Origin of the sequence: uncultured Amnibacterium sp. (assembly GCF_964245895.1) — a bacterium.
Lineage (GTDB): Bacteria > Actinomycetota > Actinomycetes > Actinomycetales > Microbacteriaceae > Amnibacterium.
Genome location: NZ_CAXTOQ010000030.1, coordinates 20,384 through 28,396 on the forward strand (window position 1 = coordinate 20,384; position 8,013 = coordinate 28,396).

The 8,013-nt window shown below is 76.2% G+C and carries 9 protein-coding genes and 1 pseudogene; 1 reads left to right on the top strand and 9 read right to left on the bottom strand.

The features are described 5' to 3' along the window. Window positions 1-15: 15 nt before the first annotated feature. The 9 genes from ACFE60_RS06585 to hemE form a co-directional block, all read right to left on the bottom strand. Entirely contained in the window at window positions 16-810 is a 795-nt protein-coding gene (locus ACFE60_RS06585; protein ID WP_375388048.1) for a uroporphyrinogen-III synthase, read from the bottom strand. After that, window positions 807-1,745, bottom strand: a complete 939-nt coding sequence (gene hemC / locus ACFE60_RS06590) for a hydroxymethylbilane synthase (RefSeq protein WP_375388049.1) — start codon at window positions 1,743-1,745, stop codon at window positions 807-809. Before hemC ends, ACFE60_RS06585 begins: the two co-directional genes overlap by 4 nt. Further along, window positions 1,742-2,917: a ferrochelatase gene (locus ACFE60_RS06595; RefSeq protein ID WP_375388050.1), complete on the bottom strand. Its 1,176-nt coding sequence runs from the start codon at window positions 2,915-2,917 to the stop codon at window positions 1,742-1,744. Before ACFE60_RS06595 ends, hemC begins: the two co-directional genes overlap by 4 nt. Next, window positions 2,914-3,576 (bottom strand): hydrogen peroxide-dependent heme synthase, encoded by a 663-nt coding sequence (hemQ, locus tag ACFE60_RS06600; RefSeq protein ID WP_375388051.1) that lies wholly within the window; start codon window positions 3,574-3,576, stop codon window positions 2,914-2,916. The genes ACFE60_RS06595 and hemQ overlap by 4 nt, the downstream gene beginning before the upstream one ends. Window positions 3,577-3,750: 174 nt before the next feature. After that, entirely contained in the window at window positions 3,751-4,011 is a 261-nt protein-coding gene (locus tag ACFE60_RS06605; protein ID WP_375388052.1) for a DUF3618 domain-containing protein, read from the bottom strand. Further along, window positions 4,001-4,447 (bottom strand): phage holin family protein, encoded by a 447-nt coding sequence (locus ACFE60_RS06610; protein WP_375388053.1) that lies wholly within the window; start codon window positions 4,445-4,447, stop codon window positions 4,001-4,003. Before ACFE60_RS06610 ends, ACFE60_RS06605 begins: the two co-directional genes overlap by 11 nt. A gap of 5 nt (window positions 4,448-4,452) precedes the next feature. Then, window positions 4,453-4,734 (bottom strand): hypothetical protein, encoded by a 282-nt coding sequence (locus ACFE60_RS06615; protein WP_375388054.1) that lies wholly within the window; start codon window positions 4,732-4,734, stop codon window positions 4,453-4,455. Between the two features lie 93 nt (window positions 4,735-4,827). Next, on the bottom strand, window positions 4,828-6,156 hold the full coding sequence (locus tag ACFE60_RS06620; protein ID WP_375388055.1) for a protoporphyrinogen/coproporphyrinogen oxidase: 1,329 nt from the start codon (window positions 6,154-6,156) through the stop codon (window positions 4,828-4,830). Beyond that, a complete protein-coding gene (hemE, locus tag ACFE60_RS06625) occupies window positions 6,156-7,175 on the bottom strand; it encodes a uroporphyrinogen decarboxylase (RefSeq protein WP_375388056.1) in 1,020 nt (339 codons plus the stop codon). Before hemE ends, ACFE60_RS06620 begins: the two co-directional genes overlap by 1 nt. 111 nt (window positions 7,176-7,286) lie before the next feature. Here hemE and ACFE60_RS06630 point away from each other — a divergent pair. After that, a pseudogene (locus ACFE60_RS06630) lies at window positions 7,287-8,013 on the top strand (glutamyl-tRNA reductase); the annotation flags it as partial.

Genomic DNA, 8,013 nt, shown 5'->3' on the forward strand with positions numbered 1-8,013 from the left:
GGATCGGGAGGCGGCTCACGGCAGCGGTCCCTGCATGCTGCGGTGCACGGCGAGCTCCTCGAGCGTGTCGATCAGGGACTCGCTGCTGCGCTCCCGCGCGACCAGGTCGACGCGCAGGCCGGCCGCCTCGGCGTCGAGCGCGGTGCGCGGCCCGATGCACGCCAGCACCGTGCGCGACGGCACGAGGCCGATCTGCACGGCGATCTGGTTGGCCACGCTGCCGGAGGTGACGAGGATCGCGTCGAAGGCGCCGGACGCGACGTCCGCGACGATCTCCGGTGCGATGGGCACCCCGACCGTGCGGTACGCGACGACCGAGTCGACGTCGTGGCCAGCGGCGCGCAGGCCGTCGGTCAGCACGGGCTTCGCGATGTCGCTGCGCAGGGCGAGGATCCGCAGGCGCTCGGCGTCGCCGGTCGCGTCGGTCCACTCGGCGAGCAGGCCGGCGGCCGAGTTGTCCCGGCGCGGCACGAAGTCGACGCCGTAGCCGGCGGCGTTCAGGGCGGCGGCGGTGGTCTCGCCGACCGCCGCGATGCGGGTGCGCTCGGGGATGACGACCCGGTGCGCCGACAGCACGTCGACGGCCGTGGCGCTCGTGACCGACATCCAGGCGTACTCGCCGTCCTGCAGCCGCTGCAGCGCCGCGTCGAGCGCGGCCTCGTCCGCGGTGCCCGCGAAGTTGATGGAGGGGGCGACGACGGGGTTCGCCCCCCGCCCCCGCAGGTCGGCGGCGACGCCGTGGCCCCAGGGGCCGCCCCTCGGCACGAGCACCCGCCAGCCGCCGAGCGGCTTCCCGCCCTCCGCGGTCACGCCGTCGCTCCCAGGGGCGCGAGGCGGGCGGCGCCGGCGTCCAGCAGGTCGCGAGCGAGCGCCTCCGCCGCGGCGAGCAGGGCCCCGGCCCGGTCGCCCGCGCCGAGCACCACGTGCCGCCGTCGATCGAGCCGGTCGCCGCCGCCCGGCCGGTGGACGGAGGCCCAGAGCGCTCCCCCTGCGGAACCGATCCGGCTCGCGACCCCGATGGGTGCGGTGCAGCCCGCCTCCAGCAGCCCCAGCACCCGGCGCTCCGCGAAGGCGGCGTCGCGCGCGGGGGGGTCGGTCAGCGCGGCGACCACGCCGCCGAGCTCGGACCCCGGGTCGGCGTCCGCCGCCCGCACCTCCAGCGCGAGCGCGCCCTGCCCGGCGGCCGTCGGCCACGCGTCGAGCGGCAGCACGTCCGTCACCGCCGCCAGCCGGCCGAGCCGCGCGAGCCCGGCGCGGGACAGGACGACGGCGTCCAGGTCGACGCCGACCCGGCTGAGCCGGGTGTCGACGTTGCCGCGCAGGTCGACGATCCGCAGGTCGGGCCGCCGGTCGAGCAGCTGCGCGACCCGACGCGGCGCGCCGGTGCCGACGACGGCGCCGGCCGGCAGGGCGTCGAGCGCGAGGCCGTCGCGAGCGCACAGCACGTCGCAGGCGTCCTCCCGCGCCGGCACCCCGGCGACGACCAGGCCGTCGGCGGGAGCGACGGGCAGATCCTTCAGCGAGTGCACGACGAGATCGACCTCGTCGTGCAGCAGCGCCGCCCGAAGCGCCCCGGCGAACACGCCGGTGCCGCCGATCTGCGCGAGGGAGGCCCGGGATACGTCGCCGGCGGTGGTCACGGGCACGAGCTCGCACGCCCGGCCCTGCGCGACGATCGCGTCGCGCACCTGCCCCGCCTGGGCCAGCGCGAGCGCGCTGCCCCGCGTCCCGAGCCGGATCGTCACGGCTGCAGGCCCGCCACGGCCGGCCGGAAGCCGAGCCGCGCGTTCTCGCAGCACCCCGGGCGGCACACGTCGTACCAGGGGCCGAGCGGCGTCTCGGCGGGCCGATCGGCGGCCGGCGTGCCGTGCACGCGCTCCAGCACCAGGTCGACCAGCCCGGCGACGTACGCCGGGTCGACGCCCGGGGTCGGCGTGCGGACCGCGGTGATGCCGAGGCCCTCCGCCGTCTCCATGGCCTCCTCGTCCAGGTCCCACATGACCTCCATGTGGTCCGAGACGAACCCGAGGGGGACGAGCAGCACGGCCCGCACGCCGTCGGCGCCCAGCTGCGCGAGCGCGTCGTTGACGTCGGGCTCGAGCCACGGCTGGCTGGGCGGGCCGCTGCGCGACTGGTACACGAGGTCCCACGGCACGCCGCGCCCGGCGCGGGCCATGACGACCTCGGCGACCGCCCGGTGCTGCGCGGCGTAGGCACCGGTCTCCCCGAAGCCTCGAGCGGCCGGGCCGCTGCGCGCGGCGTCGCCCATCGGGATGGAGTGGGTGCAGAACAGCACATGCGCTTCGGTGGCGAGATCGATGCCCGGCAGGCGCCGCTCGAGCTCGGCCAGCCCTTCCTCGACGCCCCGGGTGAAGGGCGCGACGAAGCCGGGGTGGTCGAAGTACTGGCGCACCTTGTCGATCACCATCGTGTCGGCGAGCCCGGTCGCGTCCAGCTCGCGGGCGAAGTCCTCCCGGTACTGCCGGCAGCCGGAGTAGGAGCTGTACGCGCTCGTGGCGACGGCGATCAGCCTTCTCGAGCCGGCCGCGGCGGCCTCCCGCAGGGCCTCGTCGAGGAAGGGGCCCCAGTTCCGGTTGCCCCAGAACACGGGCAGGTCGACGCCGCGCGCGGCCAGCTCCGTCTCGAGCGCCGCCTTCAAGGCCCTGTTCTGGGCGTTGATCGGGCTGACGCCGCCGAAGTGCCGGTAGTGGTGCGCGACCTCCTCCAGCCGCTCGTCGGGGATGCCCCGACCGCGCGTGACGTTCCGGAGGAAGGGGATGACGTCGTCCTGCCCCTCCGGCCCGCCGAAGCTGGCGAGCAGGATGCCGTCGTACGCGACCGGCTCCGCGACGTGCTCGGGACCGGCGGCCGCGGCCTCGCTCGCGCCCAGCACCGCGCCCACCTGCACCGCCGTCACGACAGCACCTCGGCCAGCTCGGACAGCTCGATCCGCCTGCCGGTGAAGAACGGCGTCTCCTCGTTCACGTGCAGCCGGGCCTCCGTCGCGCGCAGCGCGCGCATCATGTCGACGAGATCCGTCAGCGAGTCCGACTCGACCGGGAGGATCCACTCGTAGTCGCCGAGCGCGAAGGCGGCGACGGTGTTGGCGACGACCGAGGTGAACGCCGCGCCCTTGCGGCCGTGCTCGGCGAGCATGCGCTTGCGGTCGTCCTCCGGCAGCACGTACCAGTCGTAGCCGCGGACGAACGGGTAGACGGCGAGCCAGTCACGGGCCCGCTCCCCGCGGAGGAAGCCGGGCACGTGGCTGCGGTTGAACTCCGCGTCGCGGTGCACCCCGAGCGCGTTCCAGGTGGGCAGGAGGGGCGCGATCATCGCGGTGCGGCGGATGCGTCGGATCGCGGCCTGCAGGGCGGCCGGGTCGTCGCCGTGCAGCCAGAACATGACGTCGGCGTCCGCGCGGAGGCCCGAGACGTCGTACACGCCGCGGGTGGTCACGCCGCCGTCGGCGAGCTCGCCGAGCACGGCCCCCAGGTGGCTGGCGGACACGTCACCGGGCACCTGCCCGGCGGTGCCCCGGCGGAAGACGGCCCAGAGGGCCCAGCCACCGTCTGTCATGGTGCGACGTCCTTGCTCGCAGCGCTTCTCATCGTCGGCGCGGGCGGCTGCGACCCGGGCGTCGGGGCGGCGCATCGGGCGGCGCCGCCGTGGGTCGCCTCGGCGCGACCGGTCCAGTGTGCCCCACGCGCGCAGGACGTCCGCGCGCGGGTGGGCACCCGCGCGCGGACGGCGCTACCTGCGGGCCGCGCGGATGATCAGCGCGGTGACGCCGGCCAGCACACCCGCCGCGCTCGCGAGCGCGGCGTAGACGACCTCGGGCCGCTCCTGGCGGACCGCGTCGAGGCGGTCCATCGCGTCCTGCACCGCGGCGCGCACCCGCTTCGGCACGTCGAGGCGGTCCTCGATCGCGTCGAGCGTCTCGGCGAGGCGCTGCCTCGTGGCCTCGATGTCCGAACGGATCTCGGAGAGCTGCCGCTCCTTGTCATCGGTCATACTGCTGGACCCCCTTGAACGCCTTCACGTCGTCTTTCACGCTGTCGACGCTCTCCTTCGGCACCGGCGGCACGCCCTTCTTCACCCGGGACAGGCCGACCAGCGCCAGGACGACGGCGATCAGCAGCAGGAACGCGCCCACGATCAGCGCGGCGAGCCAGTACGGCAGCGCCTGCCCGATGCCGAGCACCGCGGCGGCGAGCAGCGGGAACGCCGCGAAGTAGAGGAACACCGCGGCGACCACGAACAGCGCGACGCCGATCCCGGCGCTCTTGAGCCGGCTGACCGCCTCGCGCTTGAGCTGCTCGATCTCGTCGCGGATGAGCGTCGTGATGATGTCGGGGAGCTCCCCGATGAGCGTGAAGACGGACTTCCGCCCGTCCCGCCCGCCGGCCGCGTGCGCGGTCCTGCCGGTGCCCCTGGTCTCGTCTGCCATGGCGCTCAGATCGACGGGGACGGCGTGGTGTCGCCGTCGTCGCTCTTCTTCACCTTCGACACGACCTTCTTCGCCTGGCCGACCACGGCCTCCTGCACCTCGGGCGCCTTGTCCTTGACGAAGTCCTGCACGGTGCCGACGGCGTCGTTCACGGTCTTCTGCACGGTGCGGTCGTTCCAGACCCGGTCCGCTGCGGCCTTGATCTGGTCGTACCGGCGGCGACCGGCACGCGCGCCGAGGACGTACCCGGCTGCGGCTCCGGCGACGAACAGGATGCGGCCTCGCATACGACACTCCTTCGGTTCTGCAACTCGGAAGAACGCCACACTACCGAGCGGCCGCTGGGCGGTCAGGACGTTCCCAAACGATGGTCAGACGGCTCAGAGCCTCGCCGCCCGCTCCGCCCCGGCCACCACCGACGCGAGGCCGGTGCCAGCCACCCACGAGCCGGCCAGCGCCAGCCCCTCCGGCAGCCGCGTCCTCGCGAGCGCCGCCCGGATCGCGCGCGTCTCCGGGGCGAGCGGCGGGGCGGAGTCGGACCAGCGCACGTCGGCCCGCGCCACGGCGTCGATCCGGCCGATCCCCAGCAGCGCCGCGGCGTCGGCGAGCACGGTCGCATCGGGCACCGCCTCCGTGCCGCGGTACGCGAGCCGCAGCACGTGGCTGCCGGGCCCGGCGCGCTCGGCGAGCCAGGGCCACTTCGCCGTCGCGTGGGTGAGCGCCGTCGCCCGCACGTCGTCCCGCCCCGCCGCGCGCAGCACCCCGGTGCCGCGGGGGGCGGCGTCGAGCCGCCGGTCGTCGACGCGCAGCAGCACGGCCGTCGACGCCGCCGGCACCGGGAGGGGCAGCCGCGCGACGTCCGGTGCGGCGTCGCCGAGCAGGCCGAGCGCCGCGGCGCCGTCGGCGGCGAGCACGACCCGGCCGGCCTCCAGGTCCTCACGCGCGGTCACGACGGTGATCGGCCCGTCGTCCGGCGCGGGATGCACGCCGATCGCCGGCGTCCCGAGACGGACGTCGACCCCGAGCGCGGCGACCTCCGCGACGAGGGCCTCGACGACGCGGTGCACGCCGCCGACCACGGTCTGCGCGGCCGACCCGGGCGGCGCGGCGGCGCGCAGCCGCAGCACCGCGCCGGACAGCGTGCCCGCGGTCGTCATCGCGCTGTTGAGGCCGGGAGCGACGGCGTCGACGGGCACCTGGTCCGGGTCGGCGCCGTACACGTTCTGCACCACCGGCGCGACGAGCCGCTCCAGCACCCGGTCGCCCATACGGCCTCGCACCAGCGGGCCCAGCCGCTCGTAGCGGCCGACCTTCAGCAGCGGCAGCAACCGGTCCGCGTAGGCGCGCACCGACCCGCGGGTGTCGACGACCCGGCGCACGTCCGTCGCCAGGGGGGAGGAGGGGATGCCGAGCAGGCCGCCTGCGGGCAGCGGCACCGTGCGGTCGGCCAGCGCCACCCAGGCGGAGCCGGCGGGTCCGACGACGTCGGCTCCGAGCCCGAGCCGCTGCACGAGGGCGAGGACCGCGCCGCCGCGCACCGCGAAGCTCTCCGCGCCGCCGTCGACCACGATGCCGCCCACCTCCGCCGCCGCGACGCGGCCGCCGAGCCGGTCGGACGCCTCGAGCAGGACGACGTCGGCGCCGCCGACCGCCAGCCGGCGGGCGGCGACCAGGCCGGCGACGCCGCCGCCGATCACGACGGCGCGCATCAGCGCGCGTGCGCCCAGTCGACGATGCGGGTCAGCACGCCCGGGTCGGCGGTCGGCGGCACGCCGTGGCCGAGGTTCAGCACGTGCGCGGGGGCCGCCCGCCCCGCCGCCGCGACCGCCTCCAGGTGCGCCTCGAGCACGGGCCACGGCGCGTCGAGCAGCGCGGGGTCGATGTTCCCCTGCAGCGGCAGGTCCCCGCCGACCAGGCCCGATGCGGCGTCGAGCGGCAGCCGGTGGTCGACCCCGATCACGTCGGCGCCCGCGTCGCGCATCGCGCCGAGCAGCAGGGCCGTCCCCGTGCCGAAGTGCACCTTCGGCACGCCGTCGACCGCGGCGAGCGCCGCCGTGGAGGCGGGCAGCGCGCCCGCGCGGTAGTCGGCTTCGGACAGGGCGCCCGCCCAGGAGTCGAACAGCTGCACGGCCCGCGCGCCCGCCCGCACCTGCGCGGCGAGGAAGGCGCCGGAGATCCTGGCGAGGTATCCGGCCAGCGCCGCCCACGCCTCCGGATCGGCGTGCATCAGCGTTCGCGCCCGCAGCTGGTCCTTCGACGGGCCGCCCTCGACCAGGTACGCGGCGAGGGTGAAGGGCGCGCCGGTGAACCCGATCAGGGGCACGTCGCCCAGCTCGGCGACCGTGCGGGCGACGGCCTCCTCGATCGGCGCCAGCGCCTCCTGCGGCAGCTCGTGCGCGACGAGGTCGGCGAGCGCCGCCGCGTCCCGGACCGGACGCGCGAACACCGGGCCGCGGCCGGGCACGATGTCGACATCGATGCCGGCGAGCCGCAGCGGCACCACGATGTCGCTGAAGAAGATCGCCGCGTCGACGCCGTGCCGGCGGACCGGCTGCAGGGTGATCTCCGCGGCGAGGTCCGGGGTCAGGCAGGCGTCGAGCATCTCGGTGCCGGCGCGCGTCGCCCGGTACTCGGGCAGCGAGCGTCCCGCCTGCCGCATGAACCAGACGGGGAGGCGCTCGGGGCGCTCACCCCGGTACGCCTGCAGCAGCGGGGGATCGACGGGCACGGAGGGGAATCCTGCCAGGTCGCGCCCGGCGCCCCCGCAGCATGCAGGCGGCCTGCACGGACCTGGGACGCGCCTCCGAAGCGGATTCGACGACTGGTAGAATCTCCGGCTGTGCTGACCGCTCTCACCGCCGACTACCGCAGCGCGGGGTTCGACGTGCTGGAGCGGCTCGCGACCGTGTCCCCCGAGGCGCTCGCCCGGTTCGTCGCCGCCCGTCCCGGCGTGCGCGGCGGCGTGCTGCTGGCGACCTGCAACCGCTTCGAGGCCTACCTCGACGTGACGGACGAGGCGGAGGCGGACGCGCTCCCCGCGTTCGCCGCTGTGGAGGCCGGGGTCGAGGCCGACCTCGTGTCCGGTGCGGCCGCCCGGCGCGGCGGCACCGACATCGCCCACCACCTGTTCGCCGTGTCGAGCGGCCTCGAGTCGCTCGTCGTCGGCGAGGCCGAGATCGCCGGCCAGGTGTCGCGGGCGCTCGAGACCGCCCGCGCGCTCGGCACGACCACCCCCGATCTCGAGCGGCTCTTCCAGCGCGCCGCCCGCACCTCCAGCACCGTGCAGCACTCGACGCGCGTCGGCGCGGCGGGACGCAGCATCGTCCGGCTGGCCCTCGATCTGGCCGGCAGCCGGTTCGCGGACTGGACGGACACCCGCGTGCTGCTGATCGGCACCGGCACCTACGCCCGTGCGACGCTCGCCGCGCTGCGGGACCGCGGCGTGCACGAGATCGCGGTCTACTCCCCGAGCGGCCGGGCGCTGCGGTTCGCCCGGCGCGAGGGCGTGGTCGCGGTGCAGCGCGCCGACCTGCCGCTGCGCCTCGCCCGGTCCGAGCTGGTGATCG

Bases quoted from the DNA above. Each gene is read 5' to 3' on its own strand.
- hemQ (WP_375388051.1), bottom strand. From the start codon at position 3,576: ATGACAGACGGTGGCTGGGCCCTCTGGGCCGTCTTCCGCCGGGGCACC.
- ACFE60_RS06605 (WP_375388052.1), bottom strand. From the start codon at position 4,011: ATGACCGATGACAAGGAGCGGCAGCTCTCCGAGATCCGTTCGGACATC.
- ACFE60_RS06610 (WP_375388053.1), bottom strand. From the start codon at position 4,447: ATGGCAGACGAGACCAGGGGCACCGGCAGGACCGCGCACGCGGCCGGC.
- ACFE60_RS06615 (WP_375388054.1), bottom strand. From the start codon at position 4,734: ATGCGAGGCCGCATCCTGTTCGTCGCCGGAGCCGCAGCCGGGTACGTC.
- ACFE60_RS06620 (WP_375388055.1), bottom strand. From the start codon at position 6,156: ATGCGCGCCGTCGTGATCGGCGGCGGCGTCGCCGGCCTGGTCGCCGCC.